This window comes from Pararhizobium sp. A13 (assembly GCF_040126305.1).
Taxonomy (GTDB): Bacteria; Pseudomonadota; Alphaproteobacteria; order Rhizobiales; family Rhizobiaceae; genus Pararhizobium.
Genome location: NZ_CP149510.1, coordinates 472,582 through 490,556 on the forward strand (window position 1 = coordinate 472,582; position 17,975 = coordinate 490,556).

A 17,975-nucleotide genomic window follows, 5' to 3' on the forward strand; every position below is an offset into this window, starting at 1 on the left:
CGCATTGGTGAGGATTTCGCATGACCTTGACTCTTCAGCCGGGCTCCGTCCCGCTTTCGACACTCGAAACCATCTACTGGACCGGAGAACCCGCCCGGCTTGATCCCTCCTTCGACAAGGGCATCGAGAAAGCCGCTGCCCGCATTGCCGAAATCGCCGCGGGCAATGCGCCGGTCTATGGCATCAACACCGGCTTCGGCAAACTGGCGAGCATCAAGATCGATGCCGCCGACGTCGCCACCCTGCAGCGCAACCTGATCCTCTCCCACTGCTGCGGCGTCGGCCAGCCACTTGCCGAAAACATCGTCCGCCTGATCATGGCGCTGAAACTCGTCTCTCTGGGACGCGGCGCATCGGGCGTCCGGCTCGAACTCGTCCGCCTGATCGAAGCAATGATGGAAAAGGGCGTCATCCCGGTCATCCCGGAAAAGGGCTCCGTCGGTGCATCCGGCGATCTCGCGCCGCTCGCGCATCTGGCCGCAGTCATGATGGGTCATGGCGAAGCCTACTTCGACGACGAGCAGTTGGACGGCGGCACCGCTCTCGAGCGCGCCGGCCTGACGCCGGTCGTGCTGGCTGCCAAGGAAGGCCTGGCGCTGATCAACGGCACACAGGTCTCGACCGCGCTGGCGCTCGCTGGCCTGTTCCGTGCCCACCGCGCCGCACAGTCGGCCCTCATCACCGGCGCGCTTTCGACCGATGCCGCCATGGGCTCCTCGGCGCCGTTCCATCCGGATATCCATACGCTGCGCGGCCACAAGGGACAGATCGACGCGGCCGCCGCGCTGCGCAGCCTCCTCAAGGGCTCGGTGATTCGCGAAAGCCATATCGAGGGCGACGAGCGCGTTCAGGATCCCTACTGCATCCGCTGCCAGCCACAGGTCGACGGCGCCTGCCTCGATCTCATGCGCTCCGTTGCCCGCACGCTCGAAATCGAAGCCAATGCCGTCACCGACAATCCGCTGGTGCTGTCCGACAATTCCGTCGTCTCCGGCGGCAATTTCCACGCCGAGCCGGTCGCCTTCGCCGCCGACCAGATTGCGCTCGCCATCTGCGAAATCGGCGCTATCTCGCAGCGCCGGATCGCGCTGCTAGTCGACCCGGCACTGTCCTACGGCCTGCCGGCGTTTCTGGCCAAGAAGCCGGGCCTCAACTCCGGCCTGATGATCGCCGAAGTGACCTCGGCTGCACTGATGTCGGAAAACAAGCAGATGTCGCATCCGGCCTCGGTCGATTCCACCCCGACCTCGGCCAACCAGGAAGACCACGTCTCCATGGCCTGCCACGGCGCCCGGCGTCTTCTGCAGATGACCGACAACCTGTTTTCGATCATCGGCATCGAGGCGCTGACGGCCGCGCAGGGCATCGATTTCCGCGCGCCGCTCGTCACCAGCCCGGAACTGACCAAGGCCATCGCCGCGATCCGCTCCGTTGTCCCGACGCTGGAGATCGACCGCTACATGGCGACCGACCTCAAAGCGGCGAGCGACCTCGTCCGCTCCGGCGCCCTGAACGCCGCGGTTTCGTCTGGCATCCTGCCCGTTCTGGAGGCTTGAATGAGCGTCTTTGAAGTCAAACAGGGCTCATCGCCCGTCATTCTCGGTTTTCCGCACACCGGCACCGACGTTCCGGCCGCCATCTGGGAGCGGCTGAACGACAATGGCCGCATCCTCGCCGACACCGACTGGCATATCCATCATCTCTATGATGGTTTGCTGCCGGAAGTGACGACGGTGCGCGCCACCTTCCATCGCTACGTCATCGACGCCAACCGCGATCCGGAGGGGGTGAGCCTCTACCCCGGCCAGAACACCACCGGCCTCGTTCCCGGCACCGATTTCGACGGCGTCTCGATCTGGAAGGACGGCGAACAGCCGACCGAAGCTGATATCGCCGTCCGGCTTGCCGACTTTCACGCGCCCTATCATGCAGCGCTTGCCGCCGAGATCGAACGGGTAAAGGCAATCCATGGCGTCGCCGTACTCTACGACTGCCACTCCATCCGATCGGATATTCCCTTCCTGTTCGACGGCACGCTGCCCGATTTCAACATCGGCACGGATAGCGGCAAGACCTGCGATCCGGCCATTCAGGATGCAACTGTCGATGTCGTCCTGAATGCGCAGGGCTACACCAGCATCCTCAACGGCCGCTTCAAGGGCGGTTGGACGACGCGTCACTATGGCCGGCCCGAAACCGGCGTGCACGCGATCCAGATGGAGCTGGCGCAGTCCACGCATCTAGCCAGCGAAATGCCGCCCTTCTCCTATGACGAAGACAAGGCGGCCAAGCTTCGCATTCACCTCAAAGACATTCTCACGCGCATTGAAACGACAGCGCTGACACTGGCACACACCAAAAGGGGAACCAAATGACCAATCCTCGTCACAACATCCGCGACGTCCGCGCAGCCCGCGGCACCGAACTGACCGCGAAATCCTGGATGACCGAAGCGCCGCTTCGCATGCTGATGAACAATCTCGACCCGGACGTGGCCGAGAACCCGCATGAACTGGTCGTCTATGGCGGCATCGGCCGAGCCGCCCGCACCTGGGCCGACTTCGACAAGATCGTTGAGACGTTGCGCGACCTCAACGAAGACGAAACCCTGATGGTGCAGTCGGGCAAGCCGGTCGGCGTGTTCCGCACCCACAAGGATGCACCGCGTGTTCTGATCGCCAACTCCAACCTGGTGCCACACTGGGCGACCTGGGACCATTTCAACGAGCTGGATAAGAAGGGTCTCGCCATGTACGGCCAGATGACCGCCGGGTCGTGGATCTATATCGGCAGCCAGGGCATCGTGCAGGGCACCTACGAAACCTTCGTCGAAGCCGGCCGCCAGCACTACAACGGCGACCTCAAGGGCAAGTGGGTGCTGACCGGTGGTCTCGGCGGCATGGGCGGCGCCCAGCCGCTCGCCGCCGTCATGGCCGGCGCGTGCTGCCTTGCCGTCGAATGCAATCCCGACTCGATCGATTTCCGCCTGCGCACCCGCTACGTCGACGCCCGCGCCGAAACCCTCGACGAAGCGATGGAGATGATCGCGCGCTGGACCGCCGCCGGCGAGGCAAAATCCGTCGGCCTGCTCGGCAACTGCGCCGAAATCCTGCCGGAAATGGTCCGCCGCGGCATCCGTCCCGACATGGTCACCGACCAGACCTCGGCCCACGACCCGATCAACGGTTACCTGCCGAAGGGCTGGACCATGGCTGAGTGGAAGGCAAAGCGCGAAAGCGACCCCAAGGCCGTCGAAAAGGCTGCCCGCGCCTCGATGCGCGAACATGTCGAAGCGATGATCGCCTTCCAGGACATGGGCATCCCGACCTTCGACTACGGCAATAACATCCGCCAGGTCGCCAAGGAAGAAGGCCTCGAAAACGCCTTCGCCTTCCCGGGCTTCGTTCCGGCCTATATCCGCCCGCTGTTCTGCCGCGGCATCGGTCCGTTCCGCTGGGCTGCCCTGTCGGGCGATCCGGAGGATATCCGCAAGACCGATGCCAAGGTCAAGGAACTCACCCCCGGCAACAAGCACCTGCACAACTGGCTCGACATGGCCGCCGAGCGCATCGCCTTCCAGGGCCTGCCGGCACGCATCTGCTGGGTCGGCCTCGGCGATCGCCACCGCCTCGGCCTCGCCTTCAACGAGATGGTCAAGAACGGCGAACTGAGCGCCCCGGTCGTTATCGGCCGCGATCACCTCGATAGTGGCTCCGTCGCCTCGCCGAACCGCGAGACCGAAGCGATGAAGGACGGCTCTGACGCCGTCTCCGACTGGCCGCTGCTCAACGCGCTCCTCAACACCGCATCGGGCGCCACCTGGGTGTCGCTGCATCACGGCGGCGGGGTCGGCATGGGCTTCTCGCAGCACTCGGGCGTCGTCATCTGCGCCGATGGCACTGACGATGCTGCCCGCCGCCTGGAACGCGTTCTCTGGAACGACCCGGCGACCGGCGTCATGCGCCACGCCGACGCCGGCTACGACATCGCCCTTGATTGCGCCAAGGAAAAGGGCCTGCGTCTGCCGGGCATTCTCGGAAACTAAAAGGACGGCCCGGACCTCGGCGTTTTACGAGGTCCGGGAAGCCTTGTAGAATGATAGCGGCTTTCTCTACTGCAACTTTGCCAACGAAGACGTCGCATTCAGTATTTGGCTGAGCGCGACAGACAAAAGGGATCCCACCTTCGAGGATTATGGCCATGCAAGTTCTTCGCTCGGAAAACTACCGCCGCATGCCTTGGAAAAACGGCGGCGGCGAAACCACGGAGATTGCGGTGTTTCCGCCGGAGGCTGATCTGGCAGCCTTCGGCTGGCGCGTCAGCATGGCTACCGTGGCGACTGATGGGCCGTTTTCCGTCTTTGCCGGCATCGACCGGACCTTGTCGATTCTTGACGGACACGGGATGGAACTGAACATTGAAGGAAGGGCACCGGTCGTGCTGACGCAGGCATCCCGCCCGCTCGCTTTTCCGGCTGATGCCCCGACATCCGCGCGACTGGTATCGGGTGCGATTGTCGATCTGAACGTCATGACCAGGCGCGGACAATGGGCGCATCAGGTCGAAAAGCGGATCGTCGAGGGACAGCACCACTTGGATGCCGAGGGCGGAGTCACGATGCTTCTGTCGCTCGGCAACATACGGATCGATGCGGGAGATCACGCTGTTGAGCTGGGCAGGCTCGATTGCGCCATACTTGAAGGTGTTGTCTTGATCACATCCGACATGCCGACGGAGGCCTATCTGATCCGCATCGGTGCAGCCTGAGCGCTACTTTTTGCGGGCAAGATGCCCCAGGACATGGGAGATCAGTCGTCCGACAACCGTCGCTGTCAAGTCGTTGATATCGCGCTTTGGCTGAAATTCAACAATCGAAAATCCGGCGAGCGTGCGGCCCGCCATAGCCGATGCGATCAGGTCCGTCACCTCATCCAACCACAGGCCCCCGGGCGATAGCGCGTTGACGCCCGGGCAGATCGACGGGTCGAGCGCATCGACATCGATGTGAATGAGAAGCTTGCCATCACGCGGTATGGCAGTGGCAATTTCCGCCATGCCGTTCGCCCGCGCTTGGCGAACCGTGACGAGCCTTGAACCCCAGCCTTTCGCAGCCTCCACCTCTTGCGCGCGGGCGCTGCCGACAGCGCGGATGCCGACCTGCGTCATCGAGCGGACAAAGGGGAGTTCCGAAGCGCGCCGCATCGTGCTGGAATATCCGAGCGTCTCGTCGCCGATCCTGTCGCGCCAGTCGATATGCGCGTCGATCTGCAGGATGTGCAGCGCATCAACATCGCCAAGGCCGCACATGAAGGGGATTGCAGTGGAATCGTCGCTACCGATCAGAATCGGAACGGCTCCGGCTGCGCGGATGTCCCGCGTGACCGCTTCAATGGCCGCACGATTGCCAGGATTATCATCCGGTTTCGTCGCCACGTCTCCGTGATCGAAAACCTCCAGGGCGCCATCGTTCAACAGCGGGCCGTCGAAATCGAAGTCCCAATGATCGATATGAACGGAGGCCGCCGTGATGGCACGGCGGACAGCATCCGGCGCTGAGATGCCATTCTCGTGCGCTGCTTGCGCGCCATATGCTGTGCCGTGAACAGCGCCGAAGATCGCAACCGAGCCCGGTCGAGCTTCAGCCGCCACGGGTATGCCGAGAAATGTTTCGGATGCGAGGACGAGGGTCATGGTTAGGCCGCCCGCGCTGCCAGAAACCGGTCCATCGCCTCGAAGGAAAAGGCACCGATCGGCAGGTCCGTGCCACCATCCAGAGCCAGATCGGCAAGAATTTCGCCAACAACGCTGGTGAACTTGAAGCCATGGCCCGAACAGGGGGATGCGACGACAACGCGTTTGTCGCCGGGCAGACGATCGAGCAGGAAATCCTCGCTCGGCAGCATGGTATAGCGACAGGTGGTGGACCGCACCCGAAGACCCGCAGCCACCGGAAGCCGGTGCCGGATAAACGCATCGAGCAGGTTCGTGTCCCTGTCGTTGACAGGTGGATTGGGCTGGTTCGGGTCGATCGGCTCGCGAAAATGCGCATGACGGCCGACCTTGACGCCGTCCACGCCGATTGCCGGGAAGCCGAAGAAGGAGCCGTTTTCTCCCTCGTCACGAATGAACACCGGCATGCGCTGCGGCATGGTGACGAACCCGTCGGTGGGCTGATACCAGGCGACGACCTGCTTGATCGGCACCGCATGGTCACGCAGCGCCGGCACCAGTTCGCCGATCCAGGAACCGGTCGCCACGATGACCTTGCTGGCCGCATAACGCCCCGTATCGGAGACAATTGTAACGCCGTGGTCGCTCGGCTCAATCGCCACGACCTTCTCGCCGAAATGCAGCGCAGCGCCATCGGTGGCTGCGAGTTTAAGATGGCCCATGACGGCCACCTCGGGCCGAAGATAGCCGCCCTGCGGATCAAGCAATGCGATCTCGTCTTCATCGAGCGAAAAGACCGGAAAGCGGCGGCGCATCGCGTCCGGATCAAGGGTCTCCAGCGGCAGATTGTGAAGGGCACAGCTTTTCTTCGTGCCATTGACGATCTTGCTGTCCGGCTTGCCGATCTGCAGGACACCGGTAATCGTCAGAATATCTTCCCGCAGCCGCGCCTCCAGCGTCCGCCAATTCGCATAGGCCCGCTGCAACAACGGCACATAGGACGGATCCTCGAAATAGCCGAGTCGGATCAGGCGACTGTCGCCGTGCGAAGAACTCAGCGCATGCGCGGGATAATAGGCATCGATGCCGATTATCTTCGCGCCCCGCGCCGCAAGATGCGCGATGGCAGCACTTCCCATGGCGCCAAGGCCAACAACGGCAACGTCAAAATGAGCAGTCATCAGCAGTATCCTTTTAAGGAAGGGCTTTAAACGCCGGCAGGCGGTGGTTCGATGCCCAGGAGATCGCGTGCCTTTTCCAGATCCCAGCCAAGCGGCCGGTCATCGGCATAGGTTGGCAGAACAGCGCGGAGATGGCGATAGAGCACGTCCGTGCCTGTTGCACGCGGGGCAATCGCCGCCTTGAAATCCTGGGCCTGCGCGGCGGCAGCAAATTCGATGCCAAGAATCTGCTCGGCATTGTCAATGACTGCTAGCAGCTTGACGGCCGCAGCCGTCGGATGCGCGAGAAAATCCTCCTGCAGCGCCGAGGTGACGCCTCCGTCGAGGCTAGCCGGCGCACCGAGCCGCCGGTTTTCTGCGGCAAGGGCCGCCGCCGTATATTGCGCGATCATGAAGCCGGACCCGGCACCCGGATCGGTCGCCAGGAAGGCCGGCAGGCCGCTCACTAGCGGATTGACCAGCCGGTCGATCCGCCGCTCGCTCATCGCCGATATCTGGGCGATGGCGACCGCAAGGCTATCGAGCGCCTGCCCGAGAGCGGGTGCGACGGCATGCGCTTCGGACGAAACAAGGGGGGCTTCCGGCGTGCCGGATACGGCGGGATTGTCTGTTACGGACGCAAGTTCCTGATCGACGATCGAACCGACAAAATCGAACACATCCCAGCCGGCGCCGTGCGCATGCGGGACTGAGCGAAGGCTCAAGGCATCTTGCGTGCGCGCGCCCTTGGCTGCCTCGATCAGGCCGCTGCCAGCGAGGCGTTCGCGCAGCACCCTGCCGACCTTCTCGATACCCTTCGACTTGCGAAGCGCCAGCACCGGTGCGTCGAACGCCGCCGCCTGACATCCGAGTGCCTCGACGGTCAACGCCGCGATGGCATCGGCCCATTCAAGAAAGCGCTCGGCACGCGCCAGAGCCAACGAGCCGAGCCCCGTCGAGCAGGCAGTACCGTTGACGAGGCTCAGACCTTCCTTGGCCTGCAGCACCAGCGGCTCGATGCCCAGTGTTTTCAGGGCTTCGGCGCCGCTCATCAGTTTCCCCTTCAACAGCACCCTACCCTCACCGATCAGTACCAGCGCGATGTGAGCGTTGTGGGAGAGATAGCCGGCGGAACCTTTCGTGGGCACATCGGGAATGCAGTCTTCGCGCAGGAAAGCCTGCAACGTCTCGACGATCGCCGGGCGCACGCCGGAATGGCCATGGGAAAAATTGGCGATCTGCGCCGCGATGATGGCGCGCACTTCGCGCGGCTCCAGCAGCGGGCCGACGCCGCAGGCGTGGCTGAGGATGATGTTGCGCGACAGGCGGCTCTGGGATGGACGATCGACGACCGTATCGGCCAGCGCGCCGACACCTGTATTGACGCCATAGGCACGCACGCCGCTTTCGACGATTGCTGAAACGATGCGGCTCGCTGTCTCCACCCGTTGAGCCGCCTCAGCGGACAGTGAGAGATTTGCGCCATCGGCAACCGCCGCCACGGCGCGCCAGTCGAGCGCCGTTTCGAGCACGATATCCCGCACGATCAGCCTCCGAAATTGCCGATGAACTGGCGGAAGCTGGGGGAGCCGCCCGAGCCGAACAGTTCGTCCGGCGCGCCGTCGCTGTCGATCTCGCCGGATTTCATGAAGATCACCCGATTGGAGACGTTGCGGGCAAAGCTCATTTCATGGGTGACGACCAGCATGGTCATCCCTTCTTCGGCAAGCGAGCGCATGACGCGCAGCACCTCGCCGACCAATTCCGGATCGAGCGCCGAGGTCGGCTCGTCGAACAGCATGACCTTCGGCTTCATTGCCAGCGAGCGGGCGATCGCGGCGCGCTGCTGCTGGCCGCCCGACAGATGCGCCGGATAGGCATTGCGCTTTTCGACGATGCCGACCTTTTCAAGCAAGACTTCGGCCTCGGCGATGCATTCGGCGCGCGGTCGCTTCAGCACGTGCACCGGCCCCTCGATGACGTTTTCAAGTATGGTCATATGGGACCAGAGATTGAAAGACTGGAAGACCATGCCGAGTTCCGAGCGGATGCGGTCCACCTGGCGCCGGTCGGCCGGAACATTCTTGCCGCCGCGCTGCTCCATCTGGATCAGTTCGCCATCGACGGAAATCTCGCCGTGGTCAGCGATTTCCAGAAGGTTGATACAGCGCAGGAAAGTGGATTTGCCCGAACCGCTGGCGCCGAGAAGCGAAATGACGTCGCCATCGCGGGCATCGAGTGAGATGCCGCGCAGCACCTCATGCGTGCCGAAGCTCTTGCGGATGTTGCGGACGGAAAGCCGGGTCGTGCCTGCCATGGTCGTTCCAGTCTGGTTGAGGGTCGCGGGGGTCATCGCTGCGGCACCGGGAAGAGCGGAGCCGCGCGGCGGTGGGGAGTGAGCTTGTACTCAAGCAGCGCCATGGCCTGCAGGATCAGGAAGTTCAAGATGAGATAGATGGCGGCGGCGCAGAGGAAGACTTCCATCGTGCGGTAAGTCTGCGAGATCAGCCGCTGGGCAACGCCCGTGACCTCCCAGACCGTAACGAGGCTGGCGAGCGCAGTTGATTTCACCATCATCACCACCTCGGTCGAATAGGCCGGCAGCGCATGCCGGAAAGCGATCGGGGCCAGGATGCGGCGGGTCAGCAGGAAGCCGGACATGCCAACCGAGCGGGCTGCCTCGATCTCCTTGGCCGGAATGGCGCGCAGGCCGAAGCGAAAGATTTCAGCCGTATAGCCCGCCGTACAAAGGGCCAGCGACAGCACGGCACAGACGAAGGGTTCGCGCAGCGCTGGCCAGAGGAAGCTGTAGCGGATGAAGCCGAACTGCCCGAGGCCGTAGAAAATCAGGAACATCTGGATCAAAAGCGGCGAACCGCGGAAGACGAAGATGTAGCCCTTGGCGAAATTACGGGCGATCACATTGCCGCTCACCCGCATCCAGACGATGACGAGGGCCAGCAGACCGCCGAAGGCGATAGAGAGAATGAACAGCGCCAACGTCATCGGCAGCGCGGCCAGCAGCGTTTGCATGGTCTCGAGCATGAAGGCGATATCCATCGCGCGTCTCCTTGGGTCAGGCCTGGCCGAGGCTGGTCGGCATGCTGCGATTGGCGCGCTTTTCGGCGCTGGTGAAAATCCGGTCCGAGAAGCTGGTGAGGATCAGATAGAGGCAGCCCCCGACGATGAAGAACAGGAAATGCTGTCGCGTCGAGCCAGCCGCAACCTGGCTGGTCCGCATCAGGTCTGCGAGCCCGGTTACCGATACGAGCGCCGAGTCCTTGAGGCTGAGCTGCCAGACATTGCCGATGCCGGGAAGAGCAAACCGGAACACCTGCGGCGCAATGATGCGCCGGAAACGCAAGAACCGGTGCATGCCGATCGCCTGCGCCGCTTCAAGCTCGCCCCTGGGGATGGCAAGGAAAGCGCCGCGATAGACCTCGGCCTGATAGGCGCCGGAGATGATGCCGACGGCAAGCGCGCCGGCCGCGAAGGAGGGAAGACCAAGAAAGCCCTCAAAGCCCATTGCCGTGCCGATGGCGGTGACTGCGCTCGATCCGCCGAAATAGACCAGATAGATGATCAGCAGTTCGGGAACACCGCGAAACACGGTGGTATAGGTGCCGCCCAGCATGCGCATTATCTTGCTGCCCGACAGCTTCGCCCAGGAGACCAGCGAGCCGAGGATCGCGCCGATCAACAGCGCAACGGCGGTGACGCAAAGCGTCATCAACGCTGCCAGGAGAAGCAGCCCGCCCCAGCCGGTGGGGCCAAATCCGATCATTTGAAATAGTGCCATGCCGCAGGCGTCCCGTCGTTTCCGGCAAAGCCGGGTTCCCGATCGTCAGATGGATGTGGAAGGCCGCGCCTTGTTAGAGGCGACCTGCCGCAGCAAGTGTGCCCGCCGCGGGCGAAATAGCAAGCGACGGGCAAACTTGAGATCAGGGGGTAACGTCAGTCTTGAACCACTTCATCGACAAGGTCTTGATCGTGCCGTCGTCGAGGGCGGCCTGGATCGCCTTGTTGAACATGTCGCGCAGATCGGTATCGGCCTGACGGATGCCGAGGCCTTCGCCGCTGCCGAAGATCGTGCCGCCGATTTCAGGGCCGGTGAAGGCGAGCGTGCCGTTGGCTTTCTCGAAAGCCGAGATCAGGTAGACGGCATCGTCGAAGACGAGATCGATACGGCCGGTTTCGAGATCGAGGTCACGCTCGGCACCGGTCTTGTACTCGCGCACCGTGGCAACATCACCGAAGTTGTCATAGATGAACTTGGAATAGACGGTCGCGGCCTGGATGCCGATCGTCTTGCCGGCGAAGGCTGCTTTCATCGCATCGACTTCCTTGACGCCGGTTGCGCCCGGATCGAGCTTGACGACCGTGCCGGTGCCGGCAGCGTTCGCCAGCGGACCGTCCTTCAGCGTCGCGAAGGCGGCGTGCGTATGAGCGTAGGGGATGGTGAAGTCGATGATCTTCTTGCGCTCTTCGGTGATCGACAGCGCGTCCATGATCACATCGAACTTGCCAGCATTGAGCGCCGGGATCATGCCGTCCCAGTCGGAGGCGACGAGATTGCATTCGACCTTCATGTGGTCGCAGAGATATTTGGCAAGCTCCGGCTCGAAACCGCCGAGCGTGCCGTCGGGGTTGGTCAGGTTCCAGGGCGCATAGGCGCCTTCGAGCGTGATGGTGACGGTCTTCCAGTCCTTTGCCTGAGCCAGCGGAGCAGCAAGGGTTGCACATGCGACGGCGCCAGCCATCAGAAATTTGGTCAGGTTCATGTTCAGGTTCCTCTGAGGTTTATCTTCACAACGTCCGCCGATCTCCGCCGGCTTTACAAATCTATTGACGGATGAACCGGCTTGAAAAACGCCCCTGAACATCCATGTTGTATATGGTACCATATGCGAATTTTTGTGGTATGCAAGAGGGCAGCCGTATTTGGATGCAAATTTAATTTCGCCCAAGGAATGAGCATATGAAACGCAGCAACGACCAGAACGCTCAACTGAAGTGGGACAACAGCGACAATGACGGCGCACCGCTTTATGCCGGCGTCAAGCAGATGATCCTCGACCGGATCCAGAGCGGCGAGTGGCCCCCCAAACATCGCGTTCCCTCGGAGAACGAACTGGTCGCCGAACTGGGCGTCAGCAAGATGACCGCCAACCGGGCGCTGCGCGAACTGGCAAGCGAGGGCGAACTGGTACGCATCCAGGGCGTCGGCTCCTTCGTTGCCGAGCGCAAGGGCTATTCCGAACTCTTCGAAGTGCGCAACATTGCTGAAGAGATCGATGAGCGAGGCCATGTGCATCAGGCTTCCGTGATCGTTTTGGCGCAGGAGACGGCAGCACCCGATGTGGCCGACGCGCTCGGCCTGCCGATCGGCGCACCGGTGTTTCATTCGCTGATCGTGCACAGCGAAAACGGCGTCCCGGTGCAGATCGAGGACCGCTTCGTCAACCCCGAAGCAGCGCCGGGCTACCTCGAACAGGATTTCACGACACTGACGCCGAACGCCTACCTGACCGCCGAGGCTCCGTTGAGCGGCTCCGAACACATCGTCGAAGCGGCCATGCCTCAACCTTGGGAATGCAAACTCCTGGTGATCCTTCGCACCGAGCCATGCCTGCTCATCCGCCGGCGCACATGGTCGTCCAAGCGCGTCGTCTCCTTTGCCCGGCTGGTCTATCCCGGCAACCGATATCGGCTGGAATCACGCAGCGGAAAAATGGCCGACGACTGATTAATCGCCAAAACACCCATGACGTTGTATATGGAACTTAAATGCCCCGCTTGATCAACCGTCTTGAGCGGCGGGCCAGAATTGCAGCGCCATGTCGATGACGCGATACAGTGCCGCCCGATCCGCACCGGATGCCGCCTGAATGGCCGTCCCCTGCGAGATCGTCATGATATAGCGGGCGAGATCAAAGGGTTCATGACCGGGCGGCAAATCGCCCTCCTGCGCAGCGCGCTCGAAACGCTTGCCCAGCTCCCGCTCGCCGCGGTGGCGGTTTTCGATCAGGCACTTCTGAATTTCGGCCGCAGCTTCGCTGCAGGCGAGCGCGCCATTGATGCCCATGCATCCGCTCGGGTCCTTTTCCGCCGTCTGCGCATCGGCAAAGCCGCGCAGAATTTTCTCGGCGACGGCGCGGGCCTTCGGCTCATTGAGAGCCTCATGAAAGAAGTTCATCTTGGTGCGTTCATAGCGCTCCAGCGCCTTGAGAAAGAGGCCTTCCTTATTGCCGAAAACACCATAGAGGCTCGGCTTGGTGATGCCCATTCCCTCGGTCAGATCGGTTAGAGACGTGCCTTCGTAGCCCTTTCGCCAGAACAGTTCCATGGCCGTTTCAAGTGCTTCGTCGACATCAAACTCTCTTGGCCGTCCCATGGGCCGGACCTCCCGAATTTTTTATACCGATCGGTATATAATTCCATTGACAGTGATCGGTTCAGGGCCCTATTTTTATACCGACCGGTATTGAACGTCAATGCAACCCTCGCCCAAATCTCTCGCCTCCCACGAAAGATGACCGGCAGGCCCTCCCCCGAGGCCAGAAATTCAGGATAACGCCATGTCTTTCGGAACTTTCAGAAACAAGCTTCTCGCCACCGGGCTCGTTCTTGCCGTGGCGACCATTGCACCGACGATCTTCTTCGAAATCCAGGGCAGCCCGTCCGGCACCGGCAACGCAGCCGACGCCACGGCCGCGGCGCCCGCCGCCGTTCCCGTCTCCGTCGCCGTCGTCGAGGCAAAGCCCGTGACGCAGTGGAGCGAATTCTCCGGCCGGCTGGAGGCCATCGATCACGTTGAGCTGCGCTCCCGCGTGGCTGGAGCGATCCAGTCCGTTCATTTCCAGGAAGGCGCAATCGTCGAGAAGGACGATCTGCTCGTCACCATCGACCCAGCCCCCTATCAGGCAGAGGTGGCACGCGCCCGGGCGAGCGTGACCGCGGCCGAGGCCCGGGCGTCGCTGGCCCGCACCGAACTGAAGCGCGGCAAGCAGTTGCTCGCCTCCAACGCCGTATCGCAGAGCGACTACGATCAGCGCCTGAACGGTGAGGCAAGTGCCGAGGCCGATCTCGAGGCAGCCCGCGCCGTGCTGCAATCGGCAGCGCTCAATCTGAGCTACACCGAAATCCGCGCGCCGATCACCGGCCGTGTCGGCAAGATCGAGATCACCGCAGGTAACTTGATCGCTGCCGGCCCATCTTCGCCGATCCTCACCCGGCTGGTGTCGCTGAGCCCCATCTATGCGAGCTTCGAGGCGGATGAGCAGATCGTCTCCGGCATCCTTGCCGAACTGCCCGAAGGCGTGAATGCCCGCAATTTCCTCGACCGCGTTCCGGTGCAGATGGATGTCGCCGGCCACCCGGACATCAAGGGCAAGCTCCAGCTCGTCGACAACAGCGTCGACCCCGAGAGCGGAACCATCCGGGTCCGCGCCGTGTTCGACAACGCCAATGGTGCGCTGATGCCGGGGCAGTTCGCCCGGCTGAGCTTGGGTCAGGCGAAGACGGAGGACGCCGTGCTGGTCCACGAACGGGCGATCGGCACCGATCAGAACAAGAAATATGTGATGGTCGTCAAGCCGGACAACACCACCGAATACCGCGAAATCACCGTCGGCATGAAATCCGATGGCCTGCGGGTGGTGACGTCAGGGCTGAAGGCTGAGGAACGCATCGTCGTCAACGGCCTGCAGCGCATCCGTCCCGGCACGCTCGTCGCACCCGAAATGGTCTCGATGAGCGCCAGCGCAATCCCTGCGCTGCAGGCTTCCATAGCACAATAAGCCGTTACCGGCACTTAAGAACAAGGGCGATCGCGCCATGAATATCTCCAGATTCTTTATCGATCGCCCGGTTTTCGCGGGTGTTCTATCTTTCCTCATCTTCCTCGGCGGCCTGATCGCCATGACGATCCTGCCGATCTCGGAATATCCGGACGTCGTGCCGCCGTCCGTCGTGGTGCGCGCCAACTATCCGGGCGCCAACCCGAAGGTCATCGCCGAAACGGTCGCAACGCCGCTGGAGGAATCGATCAACGGCGTCCAGGACATGCTCTATATGAGCAGCCAGGCGACCACCGACGGCCTGATGACGCTGACCGTCACCTTCAAGCTCGGCACCGATCCGGACCAGGCCCAGCAGCTCGTGCAGAACCGCGTCAGCCAGGCTGAGCCGCGCCTGCCGGAAGAGGTGCGCCGCCTCGGCGTCACCACCGTCAAGAGCTCGCCCGACCTGATGATGGTCGTGCACCTGACCTCGCCCGAGGGCCGCTACGACATGACCTATCTGCGCAATTACGCGCTGATCAACGTCAAGGACAGGCTCGCCCGGATCGATGGCGTCGGACAGGTGCAACTGTTCGGCTCGGGCGACTATTCGATGCGCATCTGGCTCGATCCGCAGAAGATGGCCGAGCTCGGCCTTTCGGCTTCCGACGTCGTCAACGAAATCCGCGCCCAGAACATCCAGGCCGCTGCCGGCGTCATCGGTTCCTCCCCCAATCTCGAAGGCGTCGATCTGCAGCTTTCCGTCAACGCGCAAGGGCGCCTGCAGAGCGAGGAAGAGTTCGGCGAAATCATCATCAAGACGAGTCCGACCGGCGCGATCACGCGATTGCGCGACGTTGCCCGCATAGAGCTCGGTTCAGCCGAATATTCGCTGCGCTCGCTGCTCAACAACAAGCAGGCCGTCGCCGTCCCCGTCTTCCAGGCCCCCGGATCGAACGCGATCGAGATCGCCGATCAGGTCCGCACGGTGATGAAGGAGATCAAGGCGACAATGCCGCAGGATGTCGACTACGAAATCGTCTACGACACGACGCAGTTCGTACGCGCCTCGATCGAGGCGGTCATTCACACGCTGCTCGAAGCCATCGCCCTCGTCGTCATCGTCGTCATCATCTTCCTGCAGACATGGCGCGCCTCGATCATCCCGCTGATCGCCGTTCCCGTGTCGATCGTCGGCACCTTTGCGATCATGCAGCTCTTCGGATTTTCGATTAATGCGCTCAGCCTGTTCGGGCTGGTGCTTGCCATTGGCATCGTCGTCGACGACGCGATCGTGGTCGTCGAAAACGTCGAGCGAAACATCGAAAACGGCCTTGCCCCCCGCGAAGCGACCTACCGGGCGATGTCCGAAGTCTCCGGCCCGATCATCGCAATCGCGCTGGTGCTGGTTGCCGTCTTCGTGCCGCTTGCCTTCATCTCCGGCCTCACCGGCCAGTTCTACAAGCAGTTCGCCCTGACGATCGCCATTTCAACCGTCATCTCGGCCTTCAACTCGCTCACCTTGTCGCCTGCCCTCGCCGCTTTGCTCCTGCGTGGACACGATGCGCCAAAGGACCGCCTGACCCGGATCATGGACTTCCTGTTCGGCTGGTTCTTCCGCGGTTTCAATGCCGTCTTTTCGCGCGGCTCGCGGGCTTATAGCACCGGCGTCAAGGGCGTAATCTCGCGAAAGACGCTGATGATGGGCGTCTATCTACTCCTCATCGGCGCGACCGTCTTCTTCTTCAAGGCCGTGCCGGGCGGCTTCGTGCCGCCGCAGGACAAGCAATATCTGGTCGGCTTCACGCAGCTGCCGGATGGCGCTTCGCTTGACCGGACGGAAGAGGTTATCCGCCGCATCAGCGACATCGCGCTCAAGGTGCCTGGCGTCGAAAACGCCATCGCCTTCCCCGGCCTGTCGATCAACGGCTTCACCAACTCATCCAACGCCGGCATCGTCTTCCTGTCGCTGAAACCGTTCGAGGAGCGTACGACACCGGATCTTTCGGCCGGCGCAATCGCCGGACGGCTGAACCAGGAGCTGAGCGTCATTCAAGACTCCTTCAGCGCCATCTTCCCACCGCCGCCCGTCCAGGGTCTCGGCGCGATCGGCGGCTTCAAGCTGCAATTGGAGGACAAGGCGGGGCTCGGATACGAGGCTCTTGATGCAGCCGTCAAGGGCTTCATGGCCAAGGCCTATACCGCACCCGAACTGGTCGGCCTGTTCTCGAGCTACCAGGTCAACGTTCCGCAGCTCTATGCCGACGTCGACCGCGCCAAGGCACGCCAGCTGAACGTGCCGCTGACGGAGATCTTCAATACATTGCAGATCTATCTCGGCTCGGTCTACGTCAACGACTTCAACAAGTTCGGCCGCACCTACTCCGTCCGCGTCCAGGCCGATGCAGCTTATCGCGCGCAGGCCGAGGACATCGGCAAGCTGCAGGTACGGTCGAATTCCGGCGAGATGATCCCGCTGTCGGCAGTGCTGAACGTCAGTTCCACCGCCGGCCCGGAGCGGGCCATGCGTTACAACGGCTTCCTCTCGGCCGATGTCAACGGCAACACGGCGCCCGGCTATTCTTCCGGCCAGGCGCGTGCCGCCGTCGAACGCATCGCGGCGGAAACCCTGCCGGCGGGCGTCAGCTTCGAATGGACGGAACTGACCTATCAGGAGATCATTGCCGGCAATACCGGCGTGCTGATCTTCCCGCTGTCGATCCTGCTCGTCTTCCTGGTGCTGGCGGCGCAGTACGAAAGCCTGTCCCTGCCGCTGTCGATCATCATGATCATTCCGATGGCGCTGCTCGCCGCCCTTGCCGGCGTCTGGCTGACGGCGGGCGACAACAACGTCTTCACCCAGATCGGCCTGATCGTGCTGGTCGGGCTATCGGCGAAGAACGCCATCCTGATCGTCGAGTTCGCGCGTGAACTGGAGTTCGAGGGAGCCAAACCCTTCGATGCGGTGATCAAGGCCAGCCGTCTTCGCCTGCGCCCGATCCTGATGACGTCGATGGCCTTCATCATGGGCGTGGTGCCGCTGGTAACCTCTACCGGCGCCGGCGCGGAAATGCGTCACGCCATGGGCGTCGCGGTGTTCTCCGGCATGATCGGGGTGACGCTGTTCGGCCTGTTCCTGACACCGGTCTTCTACGTCGTGGTCCGCGCGCTTTCCGGCAACAGGCCATTGAAGATAACCGGGGCGCACGTAGCTCCCACTGAGACGGCCACCGTGACGCCGTTGCACACACAGCCGCTCCTGCCTGGGCTGGAAGCGGCGGAATAAGGCCTCATTGGTCTCCACGTAAAAACGGCGCCGCAATCATGTGGCGCCGTTCCATTTTATAGATTCGGCTACGCCGGT

15 protein-coding genes are annotated in these 17,975 nt (G+C 62.5%); 7 read left to right on the plus strand and 8 right to left on the minus strand.

Annotation, left to right across the window (positions count from 1 at the left end; genetic code table 11):
• Positions 1-20: 20 nt before the first annotated feature.
• From hutH (WI754_RS02315) to WI754_RS02330, 4 genes are all read left to right on the plus strand, one after another.
• Entirely contained in the window at positions 21-1,556 is a 1,536-nt protein-coding gene (gene hutH / locus WI754_RS02315; RefSeq protein ID WP_349436032.1) for a histidine ammonia-lyase, read from the plus strand.
• Positions 1,557-2,375 carry an N-formylglutamate deformylase gene (hutG, locus tag WI754_RS02320; RefSeq protein ID WP_349436033.1) on the plus strand — a complete coding sequence of 273 codons (819 nt, stop codon included), beginning with the start codon at positions 1,557-1,559 and terminating at the stop codon, positions 2,373-2,375. It abuts the gene before it with no gap.
• Positions 2,372-4,045 (plus strand): urocanate hydratase, encoded by a 1,674-nt coding sequence (gene hutU, locus WI754_RS02325; protein ID WP_349436034.1) that lies wholly within the window; start codon positions 2,372-2,374, stop codon positions 4,043-4,045. Before hutG ends, hutU begins: the two co-directional genes overlap by 4 nt.
• A 155-nt stretch (positions 4,046-4,200) precedes the next feature.
• Entirely contained in the window at positions 4,201-4,767 is a 567-nt protein-coding gene (locus tag WI754_RS02330) for a HutD family protein (RefSeq protein ID WP_349436035.1), read from the plus strand.
• Positions 4,768-4,770: 3 nt separating this feature from the next.
• Here the strand turns inward: WI754_RS02330 and WI754_RS02335 are convergent, their stop codons facing one another.
• The 7 genes from WI754_RS02335 to WI754_RS02365 all read right to left on the minus strand — a co-directional run bounded on the left by WI754_RS02335 (position 4,771) and on the right by WI754_RS02365 (position 11,611).
• Positions 4,771-5,691, minus strand: coding sequence for an arginase family protein (locus tag WI754_RS02335; protein WP_349436036.1), 921 nt, complete (start codon positions 5,689-5,691; stop codon positions 4,771-4,773).
• Positions 5,692-5,693: 2 nt separating this feature from the next.
• Positions 5,694-6,851, minus strand: a complete 1,158-nt coding sequence (gene solA / locus WI754_RS02340) for an N-methyl-L-tryptophan oxidase (protein WP_349436037.1) — start codon at positions 6,849-6,851, stop codon at positions 5,694-5,696.
• A 26-nt stretch (positions 6,852-6,877) separates the two neighbouring features.
• Complete coding sequence (gene hutH, locus WI754_RS02345) at positions 6,878-8,374, minus strand: histidine ammonia-lyase (RefSeq protein WP_349436038.1); 1,497 nt, start codon at positions 8,372-8,374, stop codon at positions 6,878-6,880.
• A gap of 2 nt (positions 8,375-8,376) precedes the next feature.
• Positions 8,377-9,147 carry an ATP-binding cassette domain-containing protein gene (locus WI754_RS02350; protein ID WP_037121139.1) on the minus strand — a complete coding sequence of 257 codons (771 nt, stop codon included), beginning with the start codon at positions 9,145-9,147 and terminating at the stop codon, positions 8,377-8,379.
• A gap of 32 nt (positions 9,148-9,179) precedes the next feature.
• A complete protein-coding gene (locus WI754_RS02355; RefSeq protein ID WP_349436039.1) occupies positions 9,180-9,890 on the minus strand; it encodes an ABC transporter permease subunit in 711 nt (236 codons plus the stop codon).
• A 16-nt stretch (positions 9,891-9,906) separates the two neighbouring features.
• Positions 9,907-10,629 (minus strand): ABC transporter permease subunit, encoded by a 723-nt coding sequence (locus tag WI754_RS02360; RefSeq protein ID WP_349436040.1) that lies wholly within the window; start codon positions 10,627-10,629, stop codon positions 9,907-9,909.
• Positions 10,630-10,771: 142 nt separating this feature from the next.
• Positions 10,772-11,611: a transporter substrate-binding domain-containing protein gene (locus tag WI754_RS02365; protein ID WP_349436041.1), complete on the minus strand. Its 840-nt coding sequence runs from the start codon at positions 11,609-11,611 to the stop codon at positions 10,772-10,774.
• 197 nt (positions 11,612-11,808) lie between these two features.
• Between WI754_RS02365 and hutC the strand changes: the two genes are divergently transcribed.
• Positions 11,809-12,576 (plus strand): histidine utilization repressor, encoded by a 768-nt coding sequence (gene hutC / locus WI754_RS02370; RefSeq protein WP_112847155.1) that lies wholly within the window; start codon positions 11,809-11,811, stop codon positions 12,574-12,576.
• A gap of 54 nt (positions 12,577-12,630) precedes the next feature.
• Here the strand turns inward: hutC and WI754_RS02375 are convergent, their stop codons facing one another.
• The gene (locus tag WI754_RS02375) at positions 12,631-13,224 is read right to left on the minus strand and encodes a TetR/AcrR family transcriptional regulator (RefSeq protein ID WP_349436042.1); all 594 of its coding nucleotides are present in this window, start codon (positions 13,222-13,224) and stop codon (positions 12,631-12,633) included.
• A 184-nt stretch (positions 13,225-13,408) separates the two neighbouring features.
• Between WI754_RS02375 and WI754_RS02380 the strand changes: the two genes are divergently transcribed.
• Both WI754_RS02380 and WI754_RS02385 read left to right on the plus strand, forming a co-directional pair.
• Entirely contained in the window at positions 13,409-14,629 is a 1,221-nt protein-coding gene (locus tag WI754_RS02380) for an efflux RND transporter periplasmic adaptor subunit (RefSeq protein ID WP_349436043.1), read from the plus strand.
• A gap of 37 nt (positions 14,630-14,666) precedes the next feature.
• Positions 14,667-17,897 (plus strand): efflux RND transporter permease subunit, encoded by a 3,231-nt coding sequence (locus tag WI754_RS02385; protein ID WP_349436044.1) that lies wholly within the window; start codon positions 14,667-14,669, stop codon positions 17,895-17,897.
• The last annotated feature ends 78 nt before the right edge of the window (positions 17,898-17,975 follow it).